General features: G+C 69.6%; 31 protein-coding genes. 13 read left to right on the top strand and 18 right to left on the bottom strand.

Going from position 1 to position 25873, the window contains the following annotated elements; genetic code table 11:
* Positions 1–58: 58 nt before the first annotated feature.
* Positions 59–1285 (top strand): sensor histidine kinase, encoded by a 1227-nt coding sequence (locus ACEVFP_RS06690; RefSeq protein WP_375002868.1) that lies wholly within the window; start codon positions 59–61, stop codon positions 1283–1285.
* Positions 1282–1944, top strand: coding sequence for a response regulator (locus ACEVFP_RS06685; protein WP_375002867.1), 663 nt, complete (start codon positions 1282–1284; stop codon positions 1942–1944). The genes ACEVFP_RS06690 and ACEVFP_RS06685 overlap by 4 nt, the downstream gene beginning before the upstream one ends.
* On the opposite strand, the gene ACEVFP_RS06680 is transcribed toward ACEVFP_RS06685, so the two are convergent.
* Positions 1945–2607: a DUF998 domain-containing protein gene (locus ACEVFP_RS06680; protein WP_375002866.1), complete on the bottom strand. Its 663-nt coding sequence runs from the start codon at positions 2605–2607 to the stop codon at positions 1945–1947.
* A 133-nt stretch (positions 2608–2740) separates the two neighbouring features.
* Here ACEVFP_RS06680 and ACEVFP_RS06675 point away from each other — a divergent pair, with 133 nt between their 5' ends.
* Positions 2741–4063, top strand: a complete 1323-nt coding sequence (locus ACEVFP_RS06675) for a sensor histidine kinase (protein ID WP_375002865.1) — start codon at positions 2741–2743, stop codon at positions 4061–4063.
* On the top strand, positions 4051–4713 hold the full coding sequence (locus tag ACEVFP_RS06670; RefSeq protein ID WP_375002864.1) for a response regulator transcription factor: 663 nt from the start codon (positions 4051–4053) through the stop codon (positions 4711–4713). Before ACEVFP_RS06675 ends, ACEVFP_RS06670 begins: the two co-directional genes overlap by 13 nt.
* A gap of 6 nt (positions 4714–4719) precedes the next feature.
* On the opposite strand, the gene ACEVFP_RS06665 is transcribed toward ACEVFP_RS06670, so the two are convergent.
* The 7 genes from ACEVFP_RS06665 to ACEVFP_RS06635 form a co-directional block, all read right to left on the bottom strand.
* On the bottom strand, positions 4720–4905 hold the full coding sequence (locus ACEVFP_RS06665; RefSeq protein ID WP_375002863.1) for a hypothetical protein: 186 nt from the start codon (positions 4903–4905) through the stop codon (positions 4720–4722).
* Positions 4906–5022: 117 nt separating this feature from the next.
* The gene (locus ACEVFP_RS06660) at positions 5023–5889 is read right to left on the bottom strand and encodes an amidohydrolase family protein (RefSeq protein ID WP_375002862.1); all 867 of its coding nucleotides are present in this window, start codon (positions 5887–5889) and stop codon (positions 5023–5025) included.
* Positions 5886–6362 carry an SsrA-binding protein SmpB gene (gene smpB, locus ACEVFP_RS06655; protein WP_375002861.1) on the bottom strand — a complete coding sequence of 159 codons (477 nt, stop codon included), beginning with the start codon at positions 6360–6362 and terminating at the stop codon, positions 5886–5888. Before smpB ends, ACEVFP_RS06660 begins: the two co-directional genes overlap by 4 nt.
* Before the next feature lie 502 nt (positions 6363–6864).
* Positions 6865–8175: a peptidoglycan DD-metalloendopeptidase family protein gene (locus ACEVFP_RS06650; RefSeq protein WP_375002860.1), complete on the bottom strand. Its 1311-nt coding sequence runs from the start codon at positions 8173–8175 to the stop codon at positions 6865–6867.
* A gap of 87 nt (positions 8176–8262) precedes the next feature.
* On the bottom strand, positions 8263–9177 hold the full coding sequence (gene ftsX / locus ACEVFP_RS06645; RefSeq protein WP_375002859.1) for a permease-like cell division protein FtsX: 915 nt from the start codon (positions 9175–9177) through the stop codon (positions 8263–8265).
* A 9-nt stretch (positions 9178–9186) separates the two neighbouring features.
* Positions 9187–9876, bottom strand: a complete 690-nt coding sequence (ftsE, locus tag ACEVFP_RS06640; protein WP_375002858.1) for a cell division ATP-binding protein FtsE — start codon at positions 9874–9876, stop codon at positions 9187–9189.
* A 62-nt stretch (positions 9877–9938) separates the two neighbouring features.
* On the bottom strand, positions 9939–10505 hold the full coding sequence (locus tag ACEVFP_RS06635) for a protein-L-isoaspartate O-methyltransferase (RefSeq protein WP_375002857.1): 567 nt from the start codon (positions 10503–10505) through the stop codon (positions 9939–9941).
* A 117-nt stretch (positions 10506–10622) separates the two neighbouring features.
* Here ACEVFP_RS06635 and ACEVFP_RS06630 point away from each other — a divergent pair, with 117 nt between their 5' ends.
* Positions 10623–11180 (top strand): NADPH-dependent FMN reductase, encoded by a 558-nt coding sequence (locus ACEVFP_RS06630; RefSeq protein WP_375002856.1) that lies wholly within the window; start codon positions 10623–10625, stop codon positions 11178–11180.
* 13 nt (positions 11181–11193) lie between these two features.
* Complete coding sequence (locus tag ACEVFP_RS06625) at positions 11194–11673, top strand: MarR family winged helix-turn-helix transcriptional regulator (RefSeq protein ID WP_375002855.1); 480 nt, start codon at positions 11194–11196, stop codon at positions 11671–11673.
* A gap of 5 nt (positions 11674–11678) precedes the next feature.
* Here the strand turns inward: ACEVFP_RS06625 and ACEVFP_RS06620 are convergent, their stop codons facing one another.
* A complete protein-coding gene (locus ACEVFP_RS06620; protein WP_375002854.1) occupies positions 11679–12920 on the bottom strand; it encodes a YeeE/YedE family protein in 1242 nt (413 codons plus the stop codon).
* Positions 12921–13012: 92 nt separating this feature from the next.
* Between ACEVFP_RS06620 and ACEVFP_RS06615 the strand changes: the two genes are divergently transcribed.
* Positions 13013–13591: a DinB family protein gene (locus tag ACEVFP_RS06615; protein WP_375002853.1), complete on the top strand. Its 579-nt coding sequence runs from the start codon at positions 13013–13015 to the stop codon at positions 13589–13591.
* Positions 13592–13603: 12 nt separating this feature from the next.
* On the opposite strand, the gene prfB is transcribed toward ACEVFP_RS06615, so the two are convergent.
* Entirely contained in the window at positions 13604–14719 is a 1116-nt protein-coding gene (prfB, locus tag ACEVFP_RS06610) for a peptide chain release factor 2 (RefSeq protein WP_375002852.1), read from the bottom strand.
* 91 nt (positions 14720–14810) lie between these two features.
* On the opposite strand from prfB, the gene ACEVFP_RS06605 reads away from it, so the two are divergent.
* Both ACEVFP_RS06605 and ACEVFP_RS06600 read left to right on the top strand, forming a co-directional pair.
* Positions 14811–15230 (top strand): HIT family protein, encoded by a 420-nt coding sequence (locus ACEVFP_RS06605; RefSeq protein WP_375002851.1) that lies wholly within the window; start codon positions 14811–14813, stop codon positions 15228–15230.
* A gap of 19 nt (positions 15231–15249) precedes the next feature.
* The gene (locus tag ACEVFP_RS06600) at positions 15250–15495 is read left to right on the top strand and encodes a hypothetical protein (RefSeq protein ID WP_375002850.1); all 246 of its coding nucleotides are present in this window, start codon (positions 15250–15252) and stop codon (positions 15493–15495) included.
* On the opposite strand, the gene ACEVFP_RS06595 is transcribed toward ACEVFP_RS06600, so the two are convergent.
* The 8 genes from ACEVFP_RS06595 to ACEVFP_RS06560 all read right to left on the bottom strand — a co-directional run bounded on the left by ACEVFP_RS06595 (position 15484) and on the right by ACEVFP_RS06560 (position 21197).
* Entirely contained in the window at positions 15484–16698 is a 1215-nt protein-coding gene (locus ACEVFP_RS06595; protein WP_375002849.1) for a DUF222 domain-containing protein, read from the bottom strand. The genes ACEVFP_RS06600 and ACEVFP_RS06595 overlap by 12 nt on opposite strands.
* A gap of 92 nt (positions 16699–16790) precedes the next feature.
* Positions 16791–17192 (bottom strand): pilus assembly protein TadG-related protein, encoded by a 402-nt coding sequence (locus tag ACEVFP_RS06590; RefSeq protein ID WP_375002848.1) that lies wholly within the window; start codon positions 17190–17192, stop codon positions 16791–16793.
* The gene (locus tag ACEVFP_RS06585) at positions 17189–17629 is read right to left on the bottom strand and encodes a hypothetical protein (RefSeq protein ID WP_375002847.1); all 441 of its coding nucleotides are present in this window, start codon (positions 17627–17629) and stop codon (positions 17189–17191) included. The genes ACEVFP_RS06590 and ACEVFP_RS06585 overlap by 4 nt, the downstream gene beginning before the upstream one ends.
* Positions 17626–18006 carry a TadE family protein gene (locus ACEVFP_RS06580; RefSeq protein WP_375002846.1) on the bottom strand — a complete coding sequence of 127 codons (381 nt, stop codon included), beginning with the start codon at positions 18004–18006 and terminating at the stop codon, positions 17626–17628. The genes ACEVFP_RS06585 and ACEVFP_RS06580 overlap by 4 nt, the downstream gene beginning before the upstream one ends.
* Entirely contained in the window at positions 18006–18176 is a 171-nt protein-coding gene (locus tag ACEVFP_RS06575) for a hypothetical protein (RefSeq protein WP_375002845.1), read from the bottom strand. The genes ACEVFP_RS06580 and ACEVFP_RS06575 overlap by 1 nt, the downstream gene beginning before the upstream one ends.
* 14 nt (positions 18177–18190) lie before the next feature.
* Positions 18191–19093 (bottom strand): type II secretion system F family protein, encoded by a 903-nt coding sequence (locus tag ACEVFP_RS06570; protein ID WP_375002844.1) that lies wholly within the window; start codon positions 19091–19093, stop codon positions 18191–18193.
* Positions 19090–19941 (bottom strand): type II secretion system F family protein, encoded by an 852-nt coding sequence (locus tag ACEVFP_RS06565; RefSeq protein ID WP_375002843.1) that lies wholly within the window; start codon positions 19939–19941, stop codon positions 19090–19092. The genes ACEVFP_RS06570 and ACEVFP_RS06565 overlap by 4 nt, the downstream gene beginning before the upstream one ends.
* Entirely contained in the window at positions 19938–21197 is a 1260-nt protein-coding gene (locus tag ACEVFP_RS06560) for a CpaF family protein (protein WP_375002842.1), read from the bottom strand. Before ACEVFP_RS06560 ends, ACEVFP_RS06565 begins: the two co-directional genes overlap by 4 nt.
* A gap of 271 nt (positions 21198–21468) precedes the next feature.
* Here ACEVFP_RS06560 and ACEVFP_RS06555 point away from each other — a divergent pair, with 271 nt between their 5' ends.
* From ACEVFP_RS06555 to ACEVFP_RS06540, 4 genes are all read left to right on the top strand, one after another.
* Positions 21469–22740, top strand: coding sequence for a Fic family protein (locus ACEVFP_RS06555; RefSeq protein ID WP_375002841.1), 1272 nt, complete (start codon positions 21469–21471; stop codon positions 22738–22740).
* A gap of 82 nt (positions 22741–22822) precedes the next feature.
* The gene (locus ACEVFP_RS06550; protein ID WP_375002840.1) at positions 22823–24544 is read left to right on the top strand and encodes a TPM domain-containing protein; all 1722 of its coding nucleotides are present in this window, start codon (positions 22823–22825) and stop codon (positions 24542–24544) included.
* A gap of 25 nt (positions 24545–24569) precedes the next feature.
* Positions 24570–25352 carry a PspA/IM30 family protein gene (locus tag ACEVFP_RS06545; RefSeq protein ID WP_375002839.1) on the top strand — a complete coding sequence of 261 codons (783 nt, stop codon included), beginning with the start codon at positions 24570–24572 and terminating at the stop codon, positions 25350–25352.
* 24 nt (positions 25353–25376) lie between these two features.
* Complete coding sequence (locus ACEVFP_RS06540; RefSeq protein WP_375002838.1) at positions 25377–25862, top strand: DUF2505 domain-containing protein; 486 nt, start codon at positions 25377–25379, stop codon at positions 25860–25862.
* Positions 25863–25873: the final 11 nt, after the last annotated feature.

The raw sequence follows: 25873 nt of genomic DNA, 5'->3' as shown, positions 1-25873 counted from the left end.
GCCGAGGTCCGCCTCGGGGATGACCCGCCCTGAGGCTCCTCTCTCCTACGATGACGGCGTGGAGGAAGTTCGCGGTGTCGCAGCCCTGGAGTCATGGACGCGCTCGCGGCCATGGGTCGCGGACACCGCGCTCGCCGTGGCGCTGGCCGGCCTGCTGATCCCGACGAGCATCGACGTCGTCGTCTCGACCTCGTGGCCAACGGCCGCGCGTGCGGCGCTCGTCGTGGTCCTCGCGGGTCTGCACGCCTGCGTGGCTGTGCGCCGTGTCGTCCCACGCTCCGCCTACCTCCTCACCTGCCTGGCCATGCTGGTCCTCGTGGCGGCGCCAGCGGCGTCCGGTGCCGGGGTGGAGAGCAGCTACGGCTCGGCCATTCCCGTGGTGCTGCTGCCCAGCTCCCTGCTGTTCTCGGTGATGCTGTACTCGGTGGCGGCGGCGCGACCCACGACGCAGGCGCTGCAGGCCCTCGCCATCGCGGCGGTCGGCGGTGTCCTGACCCTCGCTCGGTTGTGGAGCACCGACCTCACCGGCACGGCCGAGATCGGGCAGGTCACCTGGCGCGCCCTGGCCCTGGTGGCCGTCGTAGCCGCGGTGGCCGTGCCGTGGCAGCTGGGCCGACTGCGGTACGTGCGAGCACGCTACGTCGAGGCGTTGGCCGAACGCGCTCGCCGCGACGAGAGGCAGCGCATCGCCCGCGAGCTGCACGACGTCGTCTCCCACTCCCTCGCCGTGATGGTGAGCCAGGCTGAAGGGGCACGGATGATGGCTGCTCGCGACCCGGCAGTCGTCGTCCCCGCTCTCGACACGATCGCGCGCACGGGTCAGGACGCCCTGCACGGGATGCGCGCGCTGCTGGACGCCCTGGACCCCGACACCGGTGACCGCGCACCCCAGCCCGGGCTGGCCGACCTCGCCGACCTGCTCGAGCGCGCCCGGGAAGCCGGCCTCACCATCCACGACGACGTCGACGAGAGCCTCGACGTCCCGGCCGCGACCGGACTCGTCGCCCACCGGGTGGTCCAGGAGGCCCTGACCAACGTGCTCAAGCACGTCGGCCCGCACGCGAGCCTGCGTGTCACGGTCACGGGACGACCCGGCACCCCCGCCAGTACCGTGCAGGTCGTGGTGAGCGACGACGGCGGCCCGACACTGCCCCCGCGTCCCGGACGCGGCCTCACCGGGATGCGCGAACGCGTCGAGGCACTCGGTGGGGTCTTCTCGGCCGGGCCCGAGGAGGGCGGGTTCACCGTGCGCGCCACCGTCCCGACGACAGGAGACACCCGATGACCGCCGTACGCGTGATGGTCGTCGACGACCAGGACCTGGTGCGTGACGGCATCGCCATGATCGTCGACTCCCAGGACGACCTGCGCGTCGTCGCCCAGGCTTCTGACGGCCACGAGGCGGTGGAGACGGCCCGGCACACGCCCGTCGACGTCGTGCTCATGGACGTGCGGATGCCGGGGCTGGACGGTATCGCCGCCACCGAGCGTCTGGGCGGCCTCTCCCCCGCTCCGAAGGTGATCATCCTGACCACCTTCGACCTCGACGAGCACGTCTTCGCCGCCCTGCGTGCCGGCGCGAGCGGGTTCCTGGTCAAGAGCGCCAGGGCCGAGCAGGTGGCGGAGGCCGTGCGGGTGGTGCACCGGGGCGACTCGGTCATCGCCCCGAGCACGACCCGCCGCCTGCTCGATCACGTGCTGCCCTCGCTCCCCGGAGAACCGGCGCCCGCTCCGGGGCTGGACCGGTTGACCGATCGCGAGCACGAGGTCCTCCTCGAGGTGGCTCGAGGTGCCTCCAACGCCGAGGTCGGTGCACGCCTGTACCTGTCGGAGGCCACCGTCAAGACACATGTCGGACGGCTGCTCACCAAGCTCGACGTCCGCGACCGCGTCCAGCTCGTCGTGCTGGCGTACGAGCACGGCCTCGTCCGGCCCGGCGACTAATCACGCGGGGACGGTCGAGGGGTCGTCGCCCGGCGCAGTGACGATGCGCGTGCCGAGGCACGTTGCCCAGATGAGCAGCGGGAAGACGGCGACTCGCTCCATGCCGCCGACGCCGATGCCCAGTCCCTGTTGGCTGAAGAAGAGCGTCGTCCCGGCGGCCGCCGTCACGGCGAGGACGACCGTCAGCGGTCGGATACGACCGAGCGGCGTCGCCCGTGGGGCGAGGCATGCGATCAGCATCCCCACGTTCCCGACCCCCATGATCAGCAGAGCACCCAGGAAGTGGTTGTTCTCGTTGACGTCCGCGGGGAAGGCTGCGAGGCCGTAGCCGCCGGCGGCGAGCAGGAGGAGGACCTGCGTCGTGCGCACCACGGCGCCACGGCCGCCAGCACGGCCGGTGAGGACGGTCCCGGCAGCCAGCAGCACGGCGGTGAGGACGAAGGAGGCATTGAAGAAGACGTGCCATGGCGAGCAGACGGCCCGAGGGCGAGTGGTGTCCCAGGTGCCGCAGTGCACGTTGCCGAGGTCGCTGATGTTGTGGACGGCCCAGCTGTAGGCAGGCTCCTCCCAGGCGAGTCCGGCGATCACGTTGGCGGCGAGGAACAGCGGCGCGGCCAGGATGAGGCAGAGCGCACCGACCTTGGTGCAGGTGCTGTGGATCATGGCGACGAGACCATCACGGAGCGAGCCCGGGCTGCACGACCAGTGGAGGGTGTTCCGAGGTGGGTCTGGCCCCACCTCCGAAGGTGCATCTGGCCGGGCTGTCTGGGCGGCTCGCCCCGGATAGGTTGACGGGGTGTCTGTTGAGCATCCAGAAGACGTCTTCGAGGCCCTCCGGAGTCCCCGGTTCGCGGTGTCGCCGTGGCCCTGGCGGGCCCTGGCCTACCTGGTGACGGGCGCGCCGATCGCGGCCGGCACCGCGTTCGCCGTGCTGGTCGCCGCACTCCCGTGGTTGGTGGGAGCGCAGCGGGTCGTCGAGGGAGAGCCGTTGACCACTCCCCTGCTCGTCCTGGCCGTCGGGAGCCTCGTGCTCACCCTCGTCCTCGGTCTGCCGTTGGCGATGGTGCTCGCGGGACTTGAACGGTGGCGGCTCGGCATCGTCGACCCGCGCCCGGTCGCCTCGGTACGTCGCACGGCCCCCGTGGGCGCCAGCGCCTGGCTGCGTCGGCGGGTGTCCGCGGCAGCCACGTGGCGGGAAGCACTGTTCGCGGTGCTGCTGGGCACCGTCGTGCCGCTCGGGTACGGCGTGGGCGCGCTGGGGGCCGCGACGACCGCCATCCTGCTGTCGAGCCTGTGGCTGGTCGTCGGGGGCTCCGGTCCGATCGCGATGGGGGTCACCGAGATCAGCAGCGCCGGGCAGGCGCTCCCCTACGCCGCCGCGGGCCTGGTCCTGCTGCTGCTCTCGCCCTACGTCGTGGGCCTGCTCGCCGCCGGACAGGCCACGCTGACGCGGGCCCTGTTGGACGACGTGGCGCGTCACGACCGCGAGCTGCGGGAGATCTCCCGCTCCCGGACGCGTCTGGTGCAGGCCCACGAGGCCGAGCGACGCCGCATCGAGCGTGACCTGCACGACGGCGCGCAGCACCAGCTGACCAGCCTCACCCTGCAGCTCGCGATGGCCCGCCTGGACGTGCCGGAGGACTCCGACGCCGGGAAGGCGCTGGCCAGCGCACATGAGCAGGCCAAGGAGTCCATGGCCGGCCTGCGCGAGCTCATCCACGGGATCCGCCCGCAGACTCTCGCCGACCTCGGGCTCGTCGGGGCGTTGCGCGAGCTCGCCGGGCGGTCCGCGATCACGGTGGACGTCACGGTGTCCCCGCAAGGAATCGGGGCCGTGTCCGAGGAGGTGGAGAGCACCGCCTACTTCGTTGCCGCGGAAGGCCTGGCGAACGTCACGAAGCACAGCGCGGCGAGCCGCGCCGAGGTGCTGCTCGAGCGCAACGGCGACGTGCTGGCCATGCAGATCAGCGACGACGGGCGCGGCGGCGCCGACCCGGACCACGGCACCGGGTTGACGGGTCTGGCCGATCGCGTGGCCGCCGTGCAGGGCAGGCTGCTGCTTGCGAGTCCGGTCGGAGGACCGACCCAGCTGCGTGTGGAGCTGCCATGCCTGCCATGACACGGATCGTCCTCGCCGAGGACGGAGTGCTGCTGCGCGAGGGCCTCTCCGACGTGCTGTCCCGGTTCGGCTTCGAGGTGGCGGCCGCGGTCGACGACGCCACCCAGCTGATGGAGGCTGCCGTCGAGCATCGCCCCGACCTCGTCATCACCGACATCCGGATGCCGCCTTCCTACTCCGACGAGGGTCTACGAGCTGCGATCGCGCTCCGTCAGGAGGAACCGGGGCTGGCCGTCGTGGTCCTCAGCCAGTACGTGCAGACCGAGTTCGCCGCGGCACTGCTGGAGACCGGCAGCGGTCGCGCTCTGGGCTATCTGCTCAAGGACCGGGTCGTCGACATCGAGGACTTCGTCGCCTCGCTGCACACCGTCCTGGGCGGCGGGACGGTCATCGACCCCGAGGTGGTGCGGCGCCTGCTCCGCCGTCCCCGGCCCGACTCCCTGGGCGAGCTCTCCGACCGCGAGCAGGAGGTCCTGGCCCTGGTGGCCGAGGGGCACTCCAACTCCGCGATCGCCAGACGGCTGTACATCACCGAGTCCGCCGTCGGCAAGCACGTCGGCAACATCCTCGCCAAGCTCGGCCTGCCCCCGACCGACGACGTCAACCGTCGCGTCGCCGCGGTCCTGACCTACCTGCGTGCCACGTCATAGGGCACCTCAGCCGCGAAAGGGTGGGGCCTCGGGGACGACGCGCTGCTGCTCGGCCACGTCGTCGGCGTTGGCCTCCAGGCCCGCGTCGACCACGGGCACCTGCTCGACGTCCTCGTCGACGGCCTCGGCGGGCGTCTGCTGATCCACCCAGTCGCTCTCGTCGACCTCGTACGGCTTCGCATCCTCTGACATCGTGCTCAGCTCCCTTCCTCACGGTCGGTTCTCGCGCTCGTGCAGATCTGCTCGCGCCCAGGTCAACGACCAGCCCCGGATCGCTTGTTCCCAGGGGCGCGTCGATCACCGGCCCTCTCAGGGTACGCCGAACAGCTCCACGGCGTTGTTCCACAGGACGTCGCGCATCCAGTCGTCGCCCAGGTCGAGCCGTTGCAGGACCTCCACCTGGTGGGCGTACGCGTAGGGAATGTTGGGGAAGTCGGTGCCGAGGAGCACGCGGGACTGCAGCTCGGCCAGCCGGGGCAGCAGCGTCGGGTCTCCCGGCGGGTCGAAGAAGTCGACGAACGCCATGGTGGTGTCCAGGTGCACGTGCTCGTACCGGACGGCGAGGTCCAGGAACTGCGCGTACTCGGGCATGCCCAGGTGGGCAATGATCAGACGCAAGTTCGGGAAGCGTCGCAGCACCCGCTCGACGCCCTCGGGGCCGGTGTGCTCCCCGGGCGCCGGTCCGGACCCGGCATGCAGCACGATCGGTGTCCCGCTCTCGTCGAGCGTGCCCCAGACCGGGTCCAGGAGCGGGTCATCAGCAGCGAAGTCCCCCACCTGCAGATGGGCCTTGAAGACCTCCACCCCGGCCTCGACGAGATCGGGGACGTATGCCGCGGCTCCCGGCTCGGGGTAGAACGTCGCCGACCACAACGCATCGGGCGTGCGGTCGGCGAAGTCGCGCGTCCAGTCGTTCATGAAACTCGCGACGTCGGGCCGGTGCGCGTACGACAGCGCGGAGAACCTGCGCACGCCCATCGAACGCAGCCGTGCCACCCGATCGTCGTCGCTCCAGCGGTAGGCGATGGGCCAGGTTCGCCCCAGCTTGGGTCCGGCGGCGTCGAAGTAGGCCCACACCTTGGCCAGCACCTTGGGATGCATGAAGTGCACGTGCACGTCGAACAGCCCCGGCAGGCCCAGCTCCTGGGCGAACCCCGGCAGGTCCTCGTCCCTCAACGAATGCCCTTGAGGCGACGACCGAGCTCGCGCTGCGCGTCCGCCTTGGCCTGGCGCTCGGCGATGGCGTGCCGCTTGTCGTACTGCTTCTTGCCGCGAGCCAAGGCGATCTCGACCTTGGCGCGACCGTCTGCGAAGTACAGGCTCAGCGGGACGATGGTCAGGCCCTTGGCCTGCACACGCATCTCGATCTTGTCGATCTCGTGCCGGTTCAGCAGCATCTTGCGCTTGCGTCTGGTCTCGTGGTTGGTCCACGTGCCTTGGCTGTACTCGGGGATGTGGACGTTCAGCAGCCACGCCTCCCCGTTCTCGATGTCACCGAAGCCGTCCACGAGCGATGCCCGGCCGGCCCGCAGTGACTTCACCTCGGTCCCCGTGAGCACCAGCCCGGCCTCGTAGGTGTCCTCGATGTGGTAGTCGTGGCGCGCCTTCTTGTTCTGCGCAATGATCTTGCGCCCGGTCTCCTTGGGCATCGGTCCAGTCTGTCAGATCAGGTGTCGCGGACCGCAGCGAGAACGACCGGGTCGGCACAGCCTTGCGCGAACCCGAGGATCCGGCGGTCGATGTCACGCTTCAGCACGCGCGTGCCGATGCGCTCGGCGAGTGGGGCGAGCCAGGCCGGACGGCAGCGGAAGCTGTAGCGCCAGGTCGCGATGCTGCGGGTCTCGTCGTCAGGATGTGGTTCGAAGCGCCAGCCGGCAGCGAAGCTGGCGAAGAACCACGGCCCTCCACCATCTTCATGCCCACGTTCCGCGGCGGGTTGTGCGAGACGTACTCGCTCACCATCGTCAGCAGGCGACTGCGGTGCCGGGTGATCGTTCGCACTCCTGTGGCGGGAGCATCGGCGAACATCGTCTGATCGGCGATGAAGCGGTCCCACCGCAGCCGCGTCGACCCCGTCGTCTGCGAGACGGCGAATGCCGTCGGGGCATCGACGGGCACCTCCACCACCGACTCGACGACCGGCATGCTTCGTCAGAGCCAGCCCATGGGATTGGTCGTGTTTCCGTTGGCGATCACCATGAAGTGCAGGTGGCAGCCGGTGGAGTAACCCGTGGTCCCGACGTAGCCGATGACCTCCCCGCGCTTGACGCTGGCGCCCTGTCCCTTGGCGTAGCGCGAGAGGTGGTTGTAGGTGGTCACCACGCTCTGACCACGCATGACGCCGTGGGAGACGATGACGCGGTTCCCGTAGCCGGCGTTGTAGTACTGCTGGATGATGCGGCCGTTCGCCGCGGCACGGATCGGGGTGCCGCACGGCGAGCCCCAGTCGGTGCCGTCGTGCAGCTTGTACACCCCGGTCACCGGGTGCCGGCGCATCCCATAGGGCGAGGTGATGGGTCCGTTGACCGGGTAGGACAGGGATCCGCCCCCGCCTCCTCCGCCGCCCCCGCCGCCGGAGGAGCTGCCACCGCCCCCACCGCCGCCACCGCTGTTGTTGCGGCGACGCTGCTCACGCAGCTCCTTGGCGGCCAGAGCGGCCAGACGGGAGTTGAGGCTGTCTCGCTCGGACTCGTAGGCCCGCAGGGTCTTGGCGTCCTCGCGACGGATCTTCTCGGTCTCGCTGCTCCTGGCCTCACGCGCCTCGACGAGCTCGCCGACCTCGGCGGTCTGTGCCTCGGCCGCAGCCTCGAGCTCCTGCTTCTCGGCCAGGTTGGCTGCGGCCGCCTCACGGGCCACAGCCACCTCGTCGCGGAGCTTCTCCACCTCGTCGCGGTTGAGCTGGAGCATGACGCGTGATGCGGCAAGCTTCTGCATCGTGGACACCTGCGCGTCACTGACGGAGTTGTTCATGCTCATCCGCTCGGTGAAGTCCGAGGGATCAGCCCCGCTGAGCAGCTCACCGAAGGTCCGCATCCCGCGGTCGCCCTCCTGCAGCGACTCGACCGTGAACTGCTCGACCTTCTTCTCCGAGCTCTGCAGCCTGGCCTCGCCTCGCTTCAGGCGAGCGATCGCTTTCTCCAGCTTCTGCTCGGCGGACTCGAGCTCTCGCTGCATGCGAGCGTCCTCGGCCTCGGCGACGGCGAGCTGACCCCTCGTCTTGCGCAGCGTGGTCTCGGCCTCATCCAGTCGCGCTTGGGCCTTGTCGAGTGCAGCCTTGGCCTTGGCGAAGGCCTTGCTGGACTGGTCGTAGCTCTTCTGCGCGTCGTCGATCTTGCCACTCACACCGCGCCGTTCACGCTCCAGCTCGTCGCGTGAGTCCGCGATGACGGGTTGGGTGAACCCGGCCACGAGTGCGGCCGTGATGATCGCGGCGAGTGCCGCCTTGCGTGAGGTTGAAGCCATGTCCTCGACCTAGGGGAAGGTCCACCGGGCGGTTCCCGATGGTGTCGATGTGACGGGTGTTGCTGGTGTGACTCTAGTTGCTGTGACTCACACGTCAAGGTACTTCCGTGTCATCACGAGTGTCGGGATGAGGGCGAGAAGTATCGCGAGTCCGGTGGTGTAGCCCATGACGAGGGCCGCATCCTGCCATCTGATCCATGTCGTGAGCTGGTCCAGCGTCGTTCTCAGGTACCCGTAGACCACGACGTACATGAAGGCCGCGACCCCCAGAGCGGCAAAGGCCGCGGAGATGAGTGCAGCCAGCAGCGACTCCAGCAGGAACGGCAGCTGGATGTGCCAGCTGGAGGCACCCACCAGACGCATGATCCCGATCTCGCGGCGTCGAGCGTACGCCGTCATGCGTATGGTGTTGGAGACCTGCAGGATCGCCGCGACGACCAGCAGCAACGAGGTGGTCAGGGCCACCCAGCGCATGTTGTCCAGGATCTCGAACAGGGGTCCGAGCAGCTCTCGCAACGAGTTGACGCTGCCGACGCCGTCCATGCCCGAGACCTGGCTGACCACCCCGTCGAACTCCTGTGGGTCCTCGAGAGTGACGTAGTAGCTCTCGGGGAAGGAGTCCGGGCCGACCGTCTCCAGCTGCTGACGCCCCGACTCCGACTGCCCGAGCACCTCTTCGGCACGCTCATAGTTGTCCGCCGGAGTCCGCACGTCGAAGCTCTTGACCTCGGGGTTGGTGTCCAGCGCCTCCTGGACGGCGTCCTTCTGCTCGTCGGTGACCGCTCCCCCGACACACGTGGCGGCCGGTGAGTTCTCAGTGCACAGGTTGACCTGCAGCTGCAGCCGATCACCGAAGTACTGCTCGGTGCGCTCGGCCTGGCTCTGCATGAGCAGACCGATGGCTGCCAGGAGCAGGGAGACCGTCATGGTGACGATCAGGGAGATCGTCATGGAGGTGTTGCGCGACAGGCTCGCGCGCAGCTCACTCAGGATGGTTCGCATGAAAGGGTCCTAGGACTGGTAGCCGTAGATGCCGCGGGCCTCGTCGCGCACGATGTGGCCGTCCTCGATCTCGATGACGCGCTTGCGCATCTGGTCGACGATCGAGGAGTCGTGCGTGGCCATCAGCACGGTGGTGTCGGTGCGGTTGATCCGGTCGAGCAGCTTCATGATGCCGACGCTGGTGGTGGGATCGAGGTTTCCGGTGGGCTCGTCGGCGATGAGGATCATCGGCCGGTTGACGAACGCACGGGCGATCGCGACGCGTTGCTGCTCACCACCGGAGAGCTCATCAGGCATGCGGTGGGACTTGCCCTCCAGCCCGACCATCTCCAACGTCTCGGGGACGAGGTCGGCGATCTCCTGACGTGACCTGCCGATGACCTGCAGCGCGAACGCGACGTTCTCGTGCACGGTCTTGTTGGGCAGCAGGCGGAAGTCCTGGAAGACGGTGCCCACCTGACGACGCAGCTTGGGGACCTTCCAGCTGGGGAGCCGGTTGATCTCCTTGCCTGCCACGTGGACCCGGCCGGTGCTGGGTCGGGTCTCACGCAGCACCAGGCGCAGGAACGTGGACTTGCCTGAGCCGGAAGCACCCACGAGGAAGACGAACTCGCCCTTGGCGATCTCCAGGTCGAGCGACTGCAGTGCAGGCCGCTTCTGCCCCGGGTAGGTCTTGGTGACCTTGTCGAAACGAATCACTTGACGGAGTCTAGGCAGACGAGCACAGCGGACGAGGGACGCCGCCCCGGCCGTGTCGGACCTCACCTCAGCGGCACGAACCGGAAGAAGCCGTGGGTCGTGATCTCCGGTGGGCCGTCGGCGACGCGTCGCACCCGCAGCATCGAGCCGCGGACGGGGATCACCAACAGGCCGTCGACGGCCAGCTGGGACAGCAGCGGCTCCGGCAGCTCGGTCGCCTCGGCCGAGACCAGGATCCGCTCGAACGGCGCGTCCCGTGGCGCCCCGAGGACGTCCGGCGCCGACGGGCGGATGCTGGCCCACGGCACGCCCTGACGGCTGAGGTTGCTCGCTCCCCATGCCGCGAGGTCGGGCTCGAGCTCGACGCCGATGACCGACCCCTGCGGCCCCACCAGGTGGGCCAGGAGTGCCGTCGTCCACCCGGAGCCCGAGCCGACGTCGAGCACCCGCTGGCCCGGCTCGACCTCCAGGAGACGCAGCATGTGGCGCACCGTGCGCGGCTGGGAGCAGCTCTGTCCGGAGCCGATCGGCAACGGTTCGTCGCGCCCGGCGTCCGGTCGCTCGTTCCGGCGCAGGAAGCCCGTGCGCGCCACGTCGCGCATGACCTCCTCGATCCCAGGTGACTCCATCTGTCCAGTGCAGCACGTGACGCGCAACCCCGCACCCCAATAGTCAAGTGCTTGACGAAAGCCGAGACCGATGGCAGACTGTCAAGCACTTGACCAAATCGTTCTGAGGAGCCAGCCATGTCGAAGCCCACCATCGTCACCATCGTCGCCAGCCTGCGGCAGGACTCGTTCAACAGCCGCCTCGTCGACACCGCCACCGCGGCCGGCGACGACGTCGCCACGTTCGTGCCCTTCGAGGACCTGGCCGAGATCCCACCCTTCGACGAGGACGGCGAGGACGAGCCCCACGCCGCCGTACTCCGCCTGAGGGAGGTCATCGCCGCCGCAGACGGCGTGCTCATCGCGACCCCGGAGTACAACGGGTCGGTCCCGGGCCAGCTCAAGAACGCCCTGGACTGGGCCTCACGCCCCTACGCCGACAACTGCCTGCGCGGAAAGCGCGTGGCCGTCGTCGGAGCCAGCCCAAGCCCGGGCGGGGCACGTCGCGCCCTGGCGGACCTGAGGAAGATCCTCGGCGTGATCGGGGCCGACGTGAGCGACGGCGAGGTCAGCGTCGCCCACGCGCACGAGAGGCTCTCGACACCCGGCCCCAGCGCCGACGTCGCCCTGCACGAGGAGCTACGCGATCTCTTGCCGAAGCTGACGGGCCCGCAGCAGGCCGAGTTGGCCGCATGAGGAGGATGGTCCCGTGACCTTCGACGTGACCCTCCCCCTGCCCACGCTGCTCGGCCGCGTCCAGGCGACCTTCGCAGCCGAGTACGACCACCGTCTCGCCGAGCGCGGGCTGCGTCACCTGAGCCTGTCGTTGGGCACCAACGTCATGCGTCACCTCTCACGCGACGACGGTGTCCGGCTCAGCACACTCGTGGAGGTGTCCGGCGTCTCGAAGCAAGCCATCAGCCAGCAGGTCACCCACCTCCAGGCCCACGGCTACGTGCAGGTCGAGCCCGATCCCGCCGACAGCCGCGCCAAGCTCGTCCGTCTCACCGAGAGCGGGCACCGGTCACTGCTGGAGGTTCGGCCGATCTTCGCCGAGGTGGAGAAGGACTGGCACGACCGCTTCGGCTCCGAGGAGGTCCGCGCCCTGCGACGCGCCCTCGAGCATGTGCTCCTCACGCTCGGCGACACCGGCGTCGCACCTCGCCCCAAGGACGCTCCGGGTCCCTGAGCACCTCAGCACACCGTGTCCTTCGGACGGGGCACCGCGAGCCCGAAGAGCGGACGCAGCCTGAGCCCCACCCAGGTGCCGGCGAGAGCCACCAGCCCCCACACCCATCCGGACAGGCTTCCCGTGGTGATGCCGCCGAGATAGGCACCGATGTTGCAGCCTTCGGCCAGGCGCGCGCCGATCCCCAGGAGGATCCCGCCGAGGAAGGCTCCTGTCGTCTCCCGCGCCCGGAATCGGTGCCGTAGGGAGTACACGCCCGCCACCGCCGCCGCGAGGGCCGCGCCGACGATGATGCCCAGGTTGGTGAGGGTGTTCTTGTCCGACAGCACCGGTCCCGCCAGCTGGGCAGCCTGGTTCGGCTGCTGCCAGTAGGCCCACGTCTCGGGGTGCATCCCGAGGAGCTGGAGCACCTTGGCGCCCCACAGGGCGAATGCGCTCGTGATCCCCCAGATCCCGCCGGAGACCCACAGGACGCCGACCGCGAGCACACCCAGGACGACGGCACCGACCAGCATCGGCCACGAGCCGCGCACGACCCTGGCCCACCCGCGAGCACTCGGCGGCCGGCCGGTCGGCGGAGGGGTGCGGCGATCCTGGTATGCCTTGGAGCCGACGACGATGCCCACGAGCGCGAGGATCGTCAAGGCCCAGGCCCCGCCGAAGCCGACGTGGTCCTGCAGCAGGATCGGGTCCCACGCCGGCAGGTCGTCGACGAGTCCGTACTGCCACGTGTAGAGGACGGACCCGACGATGAAGCCGCCCAGCGTCACGAGGATGCCGCTCTGACCGGATCCCACGGCGAACAACGTCCCGGAGGCACATGCCCCACCCATCTGCATGCCCACGCCGAACAGGAACGAGCCGAGGAGCAGGCCCAGTCCCAACGATCCCTCCACCGGCGACGGCGTCGAACCGAACAGACCGGCACCCGAGGCGAGGACGAGCAGACCGAGCGTGGCGGCGGTGCCGAGCAGGAGCGCGTGCGCCCGCACCCCGGCCCCGTGGCCGACGGCGACCAGCTGACGCCAGCCGGAGGTGAAGCCGAAGCGGGCATGGAACAGCGCCGCGCCGAGGCCGAGCCCGAGCGCGAGGAGCACAGCCTGCTGTGCCCCGTGCTGGGTTCCCACCCAGGCCAGCAGGCCCACCGCGACGGCCGCAGCACCGAGCGACGCGGCGCCCTGGACCGGCGGCGCGTCGACCGGTTCCGGCGCCGGCCCTGAGGTCCTGGCAGGAGTCAAGATGCTCATCCCTCGACCGTAGGCGGGCGCCGCGGCGGGTGGGCGTCGCTTCCAGATGGCGGAACGCGCCGACCGTCGACGCCACGTGGCAGGCTCTGGTCATGACCGGTTGGGACGAGAAGCAGACCCTGCAGCGCTACCTGCACGTCGGCCGCGATGCCTTGCGCTGGAAGATGGAAGGGCTGTCCGAGCTCGACGCCCGCCGTCCCCTCACCCCCACCGGGCTGAGCCTGCTGGGGCTGGTCCACCACGTCGCGTTCTGCGCGGCCGGGTACTTCGGCGACACGTTCGGACGTCCCTTCGACCCGATGCCGGATGTGGAGGCGGACCCGGACGCCGACTTCGTCGTGCCGGCCGAGCAGAGCCTGCCCGATGCGCTGGCTTGGGTGGACCGCGCGTGGGCACACGCCGACGCCACTATCGACGCCCTGGCGCTGGACGCGCCCGGTCGGGTGCCGTGGTGGCATCCGGACCGTGCTGACGTGACGCTCCACGGGATCCTCGTGCACATGGCCGCCGAGACGCATCGGCATGCCGGACACGCCGACATCCTGCGTGAGCAGGTCGACGGTGTCGCCGGTCTGCGTCCGGACAACACCAACCTGCCCGACGACATGGACTGGCCCGAGCACGTGGCTCGTGTCCAGCGCGTCGCGGAGCAGGCCGCGCGCCTGCACTGACGTGGTGGCGGGTCAGGCGCTGGCGGTCTCGGCACCTCGGCGCCAGCGGATCCCGGCCTCGATGAAGTCGTCGATCTCGCCATCGAGCACGGCCTGCGTGTTCCCGGTCTCGTGCTCGGTACGCAGGTCCTTGACCAGCTGGTACGGGTTGAGGACGTAGTTGCGCATCTGGTCGCCCCACGAGGCAGCGACGTCGCCGCGCAGCTCGTCGAGCTCCGCGCGCTCCTCGGCCTTCTTCAACGCCAGGAGCTTGGCCTTGAGGATGACCATCGCACTGGCCTTGTTCTGCAGCTGGCTCTTCTCGTTCTGGCAGCTGACCACGACTCCGGTGGGGATGTGGGTGAGCCGCACGGCCGAGTCGGTGGTGTTGACGCTCTGCCCACCGGGACCGCTGGAGCGGTAGACGTCGACGCGGACCTCGTCCTCGGGGATGTCGATCTCGTCGGTCTGCTCCAGCACCGGCACGACCTCCACGGCCGCGAACGACGTCTGGCGGCGGCCCTGGTTGTCGAACGGCGAGATGCGCACGAGGCGGTGGGTACCCGACTCCACCGAGAGAGTCCCGTAGGCGTAGGGCGCCTTGATGGCGAAGGTCGCGGACTTGATGCCCGCCCCCTCGGCCCAGGACATGTCGTAGACGTCGACCGCGTACTTGTGACGCTCGGCCCAACGCGTGTACATCCGCTGGAGCATCTCGGCGAAGTCCGTGGCGTCGTCGCCACCGGCGCCGGACCGGATGGTGATGATGGCGTCGCGCTCGTCGTACTCACCGGACAGCAGGGTGCGCACCTCGAGGGACTCGATGGCTGTGCCCAGCTTGCCCAGCTCGGTCTCGGCCTCGGCGATGGAGTCGTCGTCCCCCTCCTCCTGGGCGAGCTCGACGAGGATCTCGACGTCGTCGAGCCGCTGACGCAGACTCTCGACGCGCTCGAGCTCGGCCTGCAGGGCGGAGAGCCGGCCGGTGACGCGCTGGGCGTTGGCCTGGTCGTCCCACAGGTCGGGGGCGCCCACCTGCTCCTGCAGGTCGGCGATCTCGGCGTGCATCGCATCGAGGTCGAGCACCTTCTCGACGGACGCGAGCGTGGCGCCGAGCTCTTTCAGCTGCGTAGGAAAGTCCGTCGTGGCCACTTGACGAGGCTACACGCCGCCCGTCGCCGGGCGCACCGGGATGTGGTCGTACCCGAGCAGGCGCGAGCGGCCGTTGTGATGGGATCAGCCCATGTCCTGTCTGTTCTGTGCCATCGTCGCCGGTGAGAGCCCAGCCCAGGTGGTGCTGGACGCCGAGGAGGTCGTGGGGTTCCTGGACGTCCGCCCGGTCTTCAAGGGCCACGTCCTGCTGGTACCCCGACAGCACATGGACACCCTCGTCGACCTCCCGGACGCCCTGGTGGAGCCGCTGTTCTCGACCACTCGTTCGGTGGCGTCGGCGGTCACGGAGGCCTTCGGGGCGCAAGGCACGTTCGTGGCGATGAACAACGTCGTCTCACAGAGCGTGCCGCACCTGCACGTCCACGTGGTTCCCCGCACCAAGGGTGACGGGCTGCGCGGATTCTTCTGGCCGCGCACCAGGTACGCAGACGAGGCGGACGCTGCCGAGCACGCAACGCGGCTGCGCGCGGCGATCGAGAAGGCACAGTGATCGAGGAGAGGAACCAGTCATGAACAAGGCAACGGCAGGGCCCCTGGCCCACGTGGAGGGCGTCCGGGTCAGCGGGCCACGAGCGATCTTCGCGCTCGCGCTGGGAGCGACGGCCGTCAGCGCAGTCGCCGTCGGCGCAGTGGCGATCGGCCGTCTGGCGATCGGCCGGCTCACCGTCCGCTCACTCAGAGCCGACGAGGTGGACATCGACGTCCTGCGCGTGGGCCGCATCGAGGTGAACGGACAACCCTGGTCAGTCTCGTGAGTGCTTGATGGTGAGCTGGGCGAGGGTGTGTTCCACCTGTGAGGGCGGCTCGGGCCTGATGTGGTGTTGGGTGGTGTCGGCGGGGATGGTGGTGCCGGAGGGCAGGACCCATCGCAGGACCTGGTGTCCTTTCAGGGTGTGATGCCTGCGGCACAGTGGCCAGATGTTGCGCCCGCTGGTTTCTCCGGCGGGCCAGGGTTCTCGATGGTCGGCGTCGCACTCATCGGCTGGTTTCATGCAGCCGGGGGCGCGGCAGATGCCGTCGCGGAAGGCGATGGCTTTGGTGAGGATCTCTGGTGAGAACCGGCCGACGTACTCGTGGGCGAGGACGTCGTGCGTGATGGGGTCCTTGAGCATGCGGTGCCAGAAGGCGACGCCGTCGTCGGTGGTGATCTTGTGGAGGATCCAGGAGGCGGGCACGGCCCAGGACCCGTCGGCTGCCTCGGCGAACCCATCAACCGAGCCAGTGAGGGCGTCGGCCTCGAGGACCACGGCGATGTCAGCAACAGTCGCGGTCTCGGTGGCCTGGTTGGTGGTGAGCCAGCAGGTGAAGAGGTCAGCCATCCGCTGGCCCCTGGTCCGATCGTCGTTGGCGCCGAGCGCCTTGGCCTCGCGGCGCAAGCGTGTGGCGATCGCCGCGGCCGCGTGCGAGGGTAGGTAGGCGTTGACCCAGGACATGCCGTCATCGCCGTGGGTGACCTCGACGGTGCGGTGCTCACGTTCGGCCTCGGCACGCTGCAGGGCAAGATCGGCCTCGACGCGGGTGACGAAGCGGCGCAGCCAGGCCCGCAGCTCCGCCGGCGTGTGGCACTCGGCATAGGCCACCACCGTCTGGTCGAGCCGTAGCCACGACTCCGCGCGTTCCAGCCGGTCCAACGTCCGGGAGATGTCGCGGACCCGGACACCGTCGATCCGTCCGGCGCAGAACGCCAACCACGTGGCCGGGGCACACTCACGCCCCCGATCAGCCACCGCAAGACGCGCGTACGTCTGGGCTTCTGACAGACCCACCGCCTGGGCGATCTCCAACACCAGGCCCGCACGCTCGGTGGCCTGCTGCAACGACGACCCCAGTGCGTCGATCCGCGCCAGCTCGGCATCGCGGTAGCAGAGCATCGCACTCCACACCGCCGCCTCAGCCTGAGCCTGAGCCCGCGTCAGAGCAGTCAACCGCTCCGGCGAGGTGACCGTGTCGACGTCCATGAATCAAACATACTAGCGACCACCGACATCGATTCCACGCCTGGAATGGCAGGGAAGCCAGTGGTCGGCCGGTGGTCGACGAGCCGAGCCTCTCAGTCGTCCTGGCGCAGCTGGGATGTGGCCTGGGCAACGACAGTGGTGCTGTCGAACCACCCAGGTGGGGCGAGCGCCAACGACACCCGGCGGTCGAGCCGCACCGTGACGGTGTCGTCGGCCACGCGCACGTCCACTGCCCGGACATCGCTGCCCGCGAGGTACTCCCCCACGAGCTTCCGCGCCTGCCGAGCGTCAAGACGGACCTCGAGGTCGGTGTAGAAGCCCGCCTCGTCGAGTCCGTCGGCGGCGGCCAGGGCCGCGCCGTCAGCGAGGTTGTTCAGCTCCTGCTTCTCCAGGAACGCAGCTGACGCATTGACCACCACCACGGTGAGCAGCCCGATGACGATCAGGAACCCGATCGTCATGACACTGATGCTGCCCTGCTCACGAACCCTCATCGGCCCTCCCGGTAGCGACCGAAGGACTCACGATGGCTGGAGTCGACGGCGATGCCGCCGAGCTGGTCGCCCAACGCACTCGGCGTCAGCGGGAGCGCCTGCACGGTGCGCACCGTCACCTGAACGGACGAACCGGGTTGCAGGCAGTCGGCTGCCGACGGCAGGCACCGGATGGAGACGTCAGCGGTGATGTCCTGGTCGGCGAGGGCCACCCGCGCTGCCTGGCGTGCCCGCTGCTCGCCAACCACGGGGTCCGGCGCCAGCAGGAAGGCGCGGGTCGCTGCCTTGCTGGAGACGGAGACCGCGTACGCAGCGCGTTGGGTGTCGAAGACCGCCAGCAGGACGTAGACGAAGGGGACCAGCAGGATGAGCGTCACCCAGACGAACTCCACCGACGCCGAGCCGTCGTCGCGCCATCCGAACCGTCGCTTGCTCATGGCTCGACCTCCCGGACGGCGTGACCGCGCACGTCGAGAGGAATGGCTGGCCCGAACAGACCGAGTGCAGGCACCTCCGCACGGATCCTGACGACCACGGCGGGGCCACCGGCGATCGTCGTCCCAGCGGCCGTGATGTCCTGCGCGTAACGGTCGGCGAGGGTCGTGCGCACGAGTTCGGCCGCACGGTCTGCAGCATCGCGAGGGACGGACTCCAGCGGAGCGGCTGCGCGTGCCCCGTCGGAGGCAGCGGCGGTCAACGTGTTGCGGACATGCAGCACCAGTCCGAGCTGGATGATGCCGAGCACGAGCGGGACGAGCAGCATCATGACGAGGACGTAGTCGACGACGGCCGACCCATCCTCGTCCCGGCGCATCAGCCGCCGACGGCCGACAACGCGCTCTCCAGCATCGAGCGCAGCTGGGGGCCGGCGACCGCCGTGAGGATCGCGACGAGCCCGGCGGACATGACAGTGATCATCACCCAGCCCGGGACGTCACCCCGCTCGTCTCGTGTGCGCGTCCACGCGCGTTCCAGAAGTCTCATGTCGGTCCTCTCGTTCAGGTGCTCATGGTCAGGCCGATGTAGCCCGGGAAGAAGGCGAAGATCACCGTCACCGGCAGAACCAGGAAGACGACCGGCAGCATCATGGCGATCTCCTTGCGGCCACCGGCCTCGATGAGCTGGCGGCGCGCGGTCTCGCGAACATCGGAGGCCTGTGCGTGCAGGACGTCGACCAGTGGCGTGCCGCGCTCCACCGCCACGGCCAGACCCTCGCTGAACCGGGCGATGCTGGGCACGCCAGTGCGGGCCGCGAGCCGCAGGAACGCCTCCGAGACTGGTGTGCCGGTGCGGACGTCGGCCAGCACGCGCGCAAGGTCGTGGGAGAGGTCTCCGTGGGCGACACGAAGGACTCGTCCCAGTCCGGCCACCGGACTCTCACCTGCCGCGACGGCGAGGGCCAGCAGGTCCGCGACCGCAGGGAACTCCTCTGCCGCACGCTCCTCGTGCCGCCGCACCTGGGCACTCAGGTGGTTGTCGCAGGCCAACGCGCCGGCGACGAACCCGGCGACGCAGAAGACCAGCAACGGAAGCGCGGCGGTGCGGGCGCCCGACCAGAGCACCAGGCTCGCGACGGCGCACCCGGCGAAGGCGGAGGCTCCCCACACCACCTGGCGCATCCGGAAGTCCTCCACGGTGCCGTCGTGACCGAGACGGTCGAGGCGACGCCGCACACTGCCCGCACCTCCGAGGACGTCGTCGAGCCAGCGGGCCAGTCGGTGTCCAGCCGTGGCGAGCACAGCACCTGCGACTCCGGACTGCAGGATCGGCGCGCTCGGGTGGACGTCGCGGACGTAGGGAAGGACGCGCGACTCCAGGCTCGGCCGACGGGCATGCCGCCACCCGGAGAGGAGCAGCACGATCCCCACGCCGAGCGCCGCACCGAGCAGGACGCCCGTCATGCCAGCACCCTCCGTTCGGTGGGCAGTCGGCCGAGCCACATCATCAGGCGGTACGCGATGAGACACACCACGGCTCCCACCCCGAGCACCACCGCCCCCGTACCACTGGCGTACCGGCTGACGACGTCGCGTTGCAGGCTCATCGCCAGCAGCACCACCCACGGCGCCGCCACGGCCAGACGTGCGGCGTTGACCGTCCAGGACTGACGGGCCTCGAGCTCGCTGCGGGTGCGCAGATCGTCCCGGAGGAACGCCGAGAGGGAGCGCAGCATCCGCCCCAGATCTCCTCCGCCAACGTCACGGGCGACGCGCAGCGCTTCGACGACGCGATCTCCCGTAGGGTCGGCCAGCCGCCGTTTGAGCAGCTCGAGTGCGTCGTTGAAACGTCCCGTGGCCTGGTAGTCCCGCCCGAAGGCGGTGAACGGTTCACGCAGTCCTTCCGAGCCGCGTTCGCCCAGCTGTGCCAGCGCCTCGGGCAACGACAGGCCCGCGCGGACCGCCGAGGCCAGGTTGTCGACCGCGTCCGGCCACAGCTCGGCATGCTCACGGAGACGACGCTGCGCTCGGCCTCTCAGGATCCCGACCGGCAGGAGAGCGCCCATGACACCGAAGGTGAACGCGATCGTCGCCACACCCGAGACCACGAGCATCACCACTGCCGCCGTGACGAAGCAACCCACGCACGACGCCACGAGGACCCGCGGCGTCACACCGGACAGCCCGGCCCGCTCGAGCAGCGCCGAGGGCCCGCGGCCTACACGGACACGCCGAGGTGCAGGAGGGACGGCGTACCACCAGAGCACCAGCAACAGGCCCGTGCCGAGGAGCAGCCCGACCACGACGTTCATCGCCCGCTGGCCTCCGGTGTCAGGCCGAGCACCTCGTCGAGGTCGATACCGGCCTGCTCGAAGGCATCGCGTCGAACCGGAACCCCGTGACGACGGCGCAGGGCGCCGCCCTCACGCACGAAGACCGGTTCCCCCTCCACGATGCCGTTCTCCACCCGCCCAGTGACAGCCAGGACCTCACGCACAGCGCGGTGCCCGTGGGCGTCGATACCGGTGTGCACCACGAGGTCGACCGAGCTGGCGACGGTGGGCACCACGAAGGCCGCTCCGATGTTCTCCCCCGCCAGCAGCGGCAGCGTGCACAGCTTGACCAGCGCCTGGCGGGCAGAGCTGGCGTGGATGCTGGCCATGCCCGGCAAACCGGCATTGAGCGCCAGCAACATGTCGAGCGACTCCGCGGCGCGCACCTCGCCGATGACGATCCGGCTGGGCCGCATACGCAGCGCTTCCTTGACCAGCGACCGCAGGCCGACCTCGCCGGTACCCTCAAGACCCGCCTGACGCGTCTGCATCGCCACCCAGTCGGGGTGCCCGCACTGCAGCTCGAAGACCTCCTCGGCCGACACCAGGCGTTGTGAGGCGGGGATCGACGCGCACAGGCAGTTGAGCAACGTCGTCTTGCCGGCCTGCGTTCCTCCGGAGACGACGATGTTGAGACCGGCCTTGACACAGCTGTCGAGGAAGCCGGCGGCCGGCTCGTCGATCGTGCCGAGGTCGACGAGGTCCTTCAGGCTGTGGGCCCGGGCCACGAACTTACGGATGTTGACGGCGGCGAACCCGCGGCTGATGCCCTCCAGCACGACGTGCAGGCGGTGGCCGCCGGGCAGCATCGCGTCGACGAAGGGCTGGGAGATGTCCAGCCTGCGCCCCGAGGTGGACAGCATCCGCTCGATCAGCTCACGTACCTGGCCCGCCGTCAGGATGACCGACGTCAGCTCCGGCCGCCCCTGCCGGGCGATGAAGATCCGCTCTGGCTCGTTGATCCAGATCTCCTCGACCTCCGGATCATCGAGAAACGGCTGCAACGGACCGAAGCCCGCCACGTCGGCGACGATCTGCCCGACCACACGATCGGGCTCGTCCAGTGAACGCACCACGCCGGTGAGGCTGCGACGCTCGTGCTCGGCCACCACGTCGAGCGCGACCTGGCGAACCTCCTCGGCCTCACGCTGGGGATCGATCCGGCGCTGCCGCACCACCTCACGCACCCGCTCGGACAGACCCGAGCCCGTCGCCACACTGCTGCCTGGTTCCATCCCCCGGTGCCTTCCCCCGAAGCCGATCGATGCCGGCATACTGCCGCAAAGTCCGCCTTCGGGGAAGCCCGGACCCCAGGTTCTGTGGACAACTCAGACGCCCAACCGACCTGAGACCAGACACCAGCTCCCCACGTCGGGACGCAGGAGACACACCCGTGCCTCGACGAGACCTCTGATCACACCAAGTGGCAATACCATTCTGTTGTATTGTTACTTTCAGTATAAAGTGGCAATAGATGGCCGACGTGCTACTGGTTAGGAGCAGTCGATGAATCGATCTCAAGTGCGATCGGACCAGTCGACCAGTGGACGGTTCGGACAGCCCGACTGGCCGGCGGTCACGATGGTCGAACGTCCGTGGCACACGAATCCGGACCAGCGAGGCCGCAACGGGACCAGGCCGCCCCTCGCAGACCGTCATCTCAAGAGCATCTCGGTCGAGGTGCCGCCACACATTGCAGATCTACCGGTGCAGCTGGCCCCCGAGACCGTCGCCGCCTGTGAGCAGGCAGCCGTAGCCGTGGCCACACTGGACGCACATGGCTCGACGTTCTCGGGCGTCAGCGACGTCCTGGTACGCACCGAGGCTGTCGCGTCCTCGAAGATCGAGCGAGTCCACGCCGACCTCGACGACGTCGCCAGGGCCAGCCTCGGCCACGACGCCGGCATCGCTGCGCAGTCGACACTGGCCGCCACCGCCGCGGTCCGCCAGCTCGTGGAGTCGGCCGAGGCAGGCCAAGTCACGGAACAGGCGATCCGCGACGCCCAGCACCGACTGCTCGCGGACGATCTTCTGGAGGCTGGATCGGCAGGTCGGTATCGCCAGGTGCAGAACTGGATCGGCGGATCCGACTTCAATCCGCTGCGTGCCGTCCACGTGCCGCCTCCTGCGGACGAGGTGCCGGACCTGATGGCGGACCTCGTGCGCTTCGCCAACCGCAACGACCTACCAGCGGTGGCCCAGGCGGGCATCGTCCACGCCCAGTTCGAGGCCATCCATCCCTTCACCGACGGCAACGGGCGTGTGGGCAGGGCACTGCTGGGAGCCGTGCTGCGGCGACGCCGGGTGGCGTCGAACATCACCGTCCCGATCGCGGCGGTCATGCTCAGCGACGTGGACACCTACTTCGAGCACCTGACCGCGTTCCGGTCCGGCGACGCCGCGGGCTTCGTCCGTTACACCGCTTCGGCCGCCATCACGGCGGCTGAGGCCGCCGAGGTGACCGCCGCCCGGCTCGCAGCCATGCCCGCGAGCTGGCAGGACCGTGTCGGCACCCGGCGCGGCTCGTCAGCGCGAGCCCTGATCGAGGGCCTCTTGACCACCCCGGTGCTCGACCTGGGCGTCGCCAAGTCGATCACCAGATCAGCTCCGGGCAGGACACTCGAAGGCCTCGCACGGCTCACCGAAGCTGGGGTGCTGCGGGAGATCACCGGTGGCCGCCGGGGACGCATCTGGCTGTGTGACGACGTGATGGATGAGGTCAGCGAGCTGGAACAACGCATCGGGACAAGGTCCCGGCCATCACCACGCTGGCGATGACCGAGCTCCGTCTCGTGCCGTCGTGTGCGCCACGCCCTTTCACGTTGTTGTCACCTCACCAGGCATCGGACAAGATCGGGGCGTGACGTCCGCCGCGCGCCGCCTGACCGCCAGCCTGTTGACTCTCGGCCTGTTGATCTCGCCTGCAGCGTGGTCGCCGTCCGTCGCCGAGGAACCACTCGACGTGACCGGTCCCGTCACAGACGAGGCGGGCGTGCTGTCCGACGCCGATCACCAGCGCATCGACGAGGCCCTCAAGACGTTCTACGACGACACCCAGCGTCAGCTCTTCGTGGTCTACGTGGACAGCTTCGAAGGCACCACCGGTGCCGAGTGGGCCGAGCACACGGCGCTGGAGTCCGGCCTCGGATCGGCCGATCTCCTCGTGGCCGTCGCGACACAGCAGCGTGCCTACGGATTCAGCGTTCCCGACGACATCAGCGAGACCGACCTCGAGCGCGTCGATCAAGACCACGTGCTGCCCGCCCTGCGACGCAGCGCCTGGGCCGACGCCGCCGTCGCCGCGGCCGAGGGCTTCACGGAGGTCGAGCAGGGCGTCGACGTCCCCTGGCGCCTGGTCGCCGTCGGTGGCGCCGTCGTCATCGGCATCGCAGGCTTTGCCGTCCTGCGCACCCGTCGCCGCTACGACCGCACGCACCACGTGCGCGACGAGCACGGCAACCTCGTCGACCCGGCCGACATCCTCACCGACGCCGAGCTCGAGCAGCACGCCTCGACAGCGCTGGTGGGCATCGACGACGCCCTGCGGACCTCCGAGCAGGAGCTCAGGTTCGCCGAGACGCAGCTCGGCCCCGAGACCACCCGACCGTTCCGCACCGCGCTCGACGACGGACGCGAGCGCGCCCGCGAGGCGTTCGCCCTGCAGCAGATGCTGGACGACGCCGACCTCGAGACCGACGAGGAACGCCGCCAGCTGACCTCGCGGATCATCACCATCTGCGAGGAGGTCGACGCCGCGCTCGACGCGCTCGTCGACGACTTCGACCGGGTGCGCGACCTCGAGGGCAGTGCCGCCCAGGCGCTCGACGCCGTCGCAGACCGCATCGCGGCCACGCACGGCACACTCCCGGCCGCCCGCGAGACGTGGCAGCGTCTGCAGGCCGCTCACGCCGAGGCCGCGTTGTCAGTCGTGGCCGCCAACGTCGAGCAGGCCGAGACTCTCCTCGGCGCCGCCCATGAGGCCGTCGGCCGCGGTCGCGCCGACCTCACCGACGACGTCCCCGCCGCCGGCATGCACCTCCGGGTCGCCGAGTCGGCCACCGCCCAGGCCGAGACCCTGCTGACGGCTGTCACCAGCCTCGAGACCGCCCTCGCGGCCGACACCGATGCCGACCCCGCCGGACGTGTGTCAGCACGGGCCGACGCGGTGAGTGCGTTCGTCGAGACCCACCGTGGAGCCGTGGGGCCCCAGGCCCGCACCCGGCTCCACGAGGCCGACCGGCTGCTGGGCATCGCGCGCAGCAGCGTCGCTGCCGACCCCGACGTCGCGCGCTCCCGGCTGGAACGCGCCGGGCAGCTCCTTGAGGAGGCTCACCAGAGCGCCGACGCCGACGTCGCGCACTGGCGCGCCGAGCACGCTGGGGCCGAGGAGTCCGGCGCCTCCGGAGCCGCCACGGACTCCCTGCTACTGGGCGGGATCCTCATCGACCGGAGCCGCAGCACCACCTCCCGCGGCAGCGGCCGCCGGGGCTCAGCACCGGCGAGCAGCTTCGGCGGCAGCAGCAGGCGCGGCCGCCGGTCCGCTACCTCCTCGCGAGGCCGCCCCCGCGGCGGTAAGTTCTGACCACACCCTCAGGAGAGTGAGCACCATGGCCCAGAAGCAGTCCATCCTCGGACGCATCGCCCAGTTGACGCGTGCCAACGTCAACGCGCTCATCGACCGCGCCGAGGACCCCGAGAAGATGCTCGACCAGCTCGTGCGCGACTACACCGAGAGCATTCGCGAGGCCGAGGACGCGGTCGCCCAGACCATCGGCAACCTCCGCCTCGCCGAGGCCGACCACGCCGACGACGTCGCAGCCGCCAAGGACTGGGGCGCCAAGGCGGTCGCTGCCTCCCAGAAGGCCGACGCCATGCGTGCCTCCGGACAGAGCGACGAGGCGGACAGGTTCGACCAGCTCGCCAAGGTGGCCATCGGCAAGCAGATCGGTTTCGAGAACGACGCCAAGGAGGCAGCACCGGCCATCGCCTCACAGGGAGAGACGGTCGAGAAGCTCAAGGCCGGCCTGGTTCAGATGCGCTCGCAGCTCGATGAGCTGCACACCAAGCGGGACCAGCTCGTCGCCCGCCAGAAGACCGTCGAGGCGCAGGCCAAGGTCCAGGACGCTGTGAAGTCGATCAACGTCCTGGACCCGACGAGCGAGCTGTCCCGGTTCGAGGAGAAGGTGCGCCGGGAGGAAGCCCGCGTCGCCGGCCACGCCGAGCTCGCCAACAACAGCCTCGACGCCCAGTTCGAGGAGCTGGAGGCCGACTCCGCCCAGCTGGAGATCGAGGCCCGGCTCGCCGAGCTCAAGGGCGAGATGGGCTCGGGGACGTCCTCCCTGGGGGCCGGCGACGAACAGCCGCACAGCGACGAACACCCTTCGACCTGACACGACAACTGCAAGGATGAGGCCATGAAGCTCAACGACTCCCACTCCTACGGCGCCGCCGACATCGACGCGGTCTACTCCCTCATCACGAGCGAGGAGTTCCGCACGGAAGCCGCCGAGGACTCAGGCGGAACCGACGTGGACATCACGGTGGAGGAGTCCGACGGTGGTCACATCGTCACGATCGTTCGTACGCAGCCTGCCGACATGCCGGACTTCGTCAAGAAGCTCACCGGCGACACCGTCAAGGTGAAGCAGACCGAGCAGTGGGCTGCCGCCGACGCCGACGGCAACCGCACCGCCGACGTCAAGGTCAGCATCATCGGCCAGCCCGCCGAGATGGTCGGCACGGCAGTGCTCTCCGCCGACGGCGGCGGCACCGCGTTCTCCCTCGACGGCGACGTCAAGGTGAGCATCCCGTTCATCGGCAAGAAGGTCGAGCCCGAGGTCGCCAAGGCGATCAAGGCATCGCTGAAGCACGAGGTCGAGCTCGGCACCTCTCGGCTCTAGCGGGTCAGCAG

It is taken from the genome of Aeromicrobium sp. CTD01-1L150 (assembly GCF_041951745.1).
GTDB lineage: Bacteria > Actinomycetota > Actinomycetes > Propionibacteriales > Nocardioidaceae > Aeromicrobium.
The sequence above is the reverse complement of the archived record's forward strand: the minus strand, read 5'-3'. Positions and strand labels throughout refer to the sequence as shown.

Coding starts and splice junctions, on each gene's coding strand:
- ACEVFP_RS06685 (WP_375002867.1), top strand. CDS start 1,282: ATGACCGCCGTACGCGTGATGGTCGTCGACGACCAGGACCTGGTGCGT.
- ACEVFP_RS06680 (WP_375002866.1), bottom strand. CDS start 2,607: ATGATCCACAGCACCTGCACCAAGGTCGGTGCGCTCTGCCTCATCCTG.
- ACEVFP_RS06670 (WP_375002864.1), top strand. CDS start 4,051: ATGCCTGCCATGACACGGATCGTCCTCGCCGAGGACGGAGTGCTGCTG.
- ACEVFP_RS06665 (WP_375002863.1), bottom strand. CDS start 4,905: ATGTCAGAGGATGCGAAGCCGTACGAGGTCGACGAGAGCGACTGGGTG.
- smpB (WP_375002861.1), bottom strand. CDS start 6,362: ATGCCCAAGGAGACCGGGCGCAAGATCATTGCGCAGAACAAGAAGGCG.
- ACEVFP_RS06650 (WP_375002860.1), bottom strand. CDS start 8,175: ATGGCTTCAACCTCACGCAAGGCGGCACTCGCCGCGATCATCACGGCC.
- ftsX (WP_375002859.1), bottom strand. CDS start 9,177: ATGCGAACCATCCTGAGTGAGCTGCGCGCGAGCCTGTCGCGCAACACC.
- ACEVFP_RS06635 (WP_375002857.1), bottom strand. CDS start 10,505: ATGGAGTCACCTGGGATCGAGGAGGTCATGCGCGACGTGGCGCGCACG.
- ACEVFP_RS06630 (WP_375002856.1), top strand. CDS start 10,623: ATGTCGAAGCCCACCATCGTCACCATCGTCGCCAGCCTGCGGCAGGAC.
- ACEVFP_RS06620 (WP_375002854.1), bottom strand. CDS start 12,920: ATGAGCATCTTGACTCCTGCCAGGACCTCAGGGCCGGCGCCGGAACCG.
- ACEVFP_RS06615 (WP_375002853.1), top strand. CDS start 13,013: ATGACCGGTTGGGACGAGAAGCAGACCCTGCAGCGCTACCTGCACGTC.
- ACEVFP_RS06605 (WP_375002851.1), top strand. CDS start 14,811: ATGTCCTGTCTGTTCTGTGCCATCGTCGCCGGTGAGAGCCCAGCCCAG.
- ACEVFP_RS06600 (WP_375002850.1), top strand. CDS start 15,250: ATGAACAAGGCAACGGCAGGGCCCCTGGCCCACGTGGAGGGCGTCCGG.
- ACEVFP_RS06595 (WP_375002849.1), bottom strand. CDS start 16,698: ATGGACGTCGACACGGTCACCTCGCCGGAGCGGTTGACTGCTCTGACG.
- ACEVFP_RS06590 (WP_375002848.1), bottom strand. CDS start 17,192: ATGAGGGTTCGTGAGCAGGGCAGCATCAGTGTCATGACGATCGGGTTC.
- ACEVFP_RS06585 (WP_375002847.1), bottom strand. CDS start 17,629: ATGAGCAAGCGACGGTTCGGATGGCGCGACGACGGCTCGGCGTCGGTG.
- ACEVFP_RS06580 (WP_375002846.1), bottom strand. CDS start 18,006: ATGCGCCGGGACGAGGATGGGTCGGCCGTCGTCGACTACGTCCTCGTC.
- ACEVFP_RS06575 (WP_375002845.1), bottom strand. CDS start 18,176: ATGAGACTTCTGGAACGCGCGTGGACGCGCACACGAGACGAGCGGGGT.
- ACEVFP_RS06570 (WP_375002844.1), bottom strand. CDS start 19,093: ATGACGGGCGTCCTGCTCGGTGCGGCGCTCGGCGTGGGGATCGTGCTG.
- ACEVFP_RS06565 (WP_375002843.1), bottom strand. CDS start 19,941: ATGAACGTCGTGGTCGGGCTGCTCCTCGGCACGGGCCTGTTGCTGGTG.
- ACEVFP_RS06560 (WP_375002842.1), bottom strand. CDS start 21,197: ATGGAACCAGGCAGCAGTGTGGCGACGGGCTCGGGTCTGTCCGAGCGG.
- ACEVFP_RS06555 (WP_375002841.1), top strand. CDS start 21,469: ATGAATCGATCTCAAGTGCGATCGGACCAGTCGACCAGTGGACGGTTC.
- ACEVFP_RS06545 (WP_375002839.1), top strand. CDS start 24,570: ATGGCCCAGAAGCAGTCCATCCTCGGACGCATCGCCCAGTTGACGCGT.
- ACEVFP_RS06540 (WP_375002838.1), top strand. CDS start 25,377: ATGAAGCTCAACGACTCCCACTCCTACGGCGCCGCCGACATCGACGCG.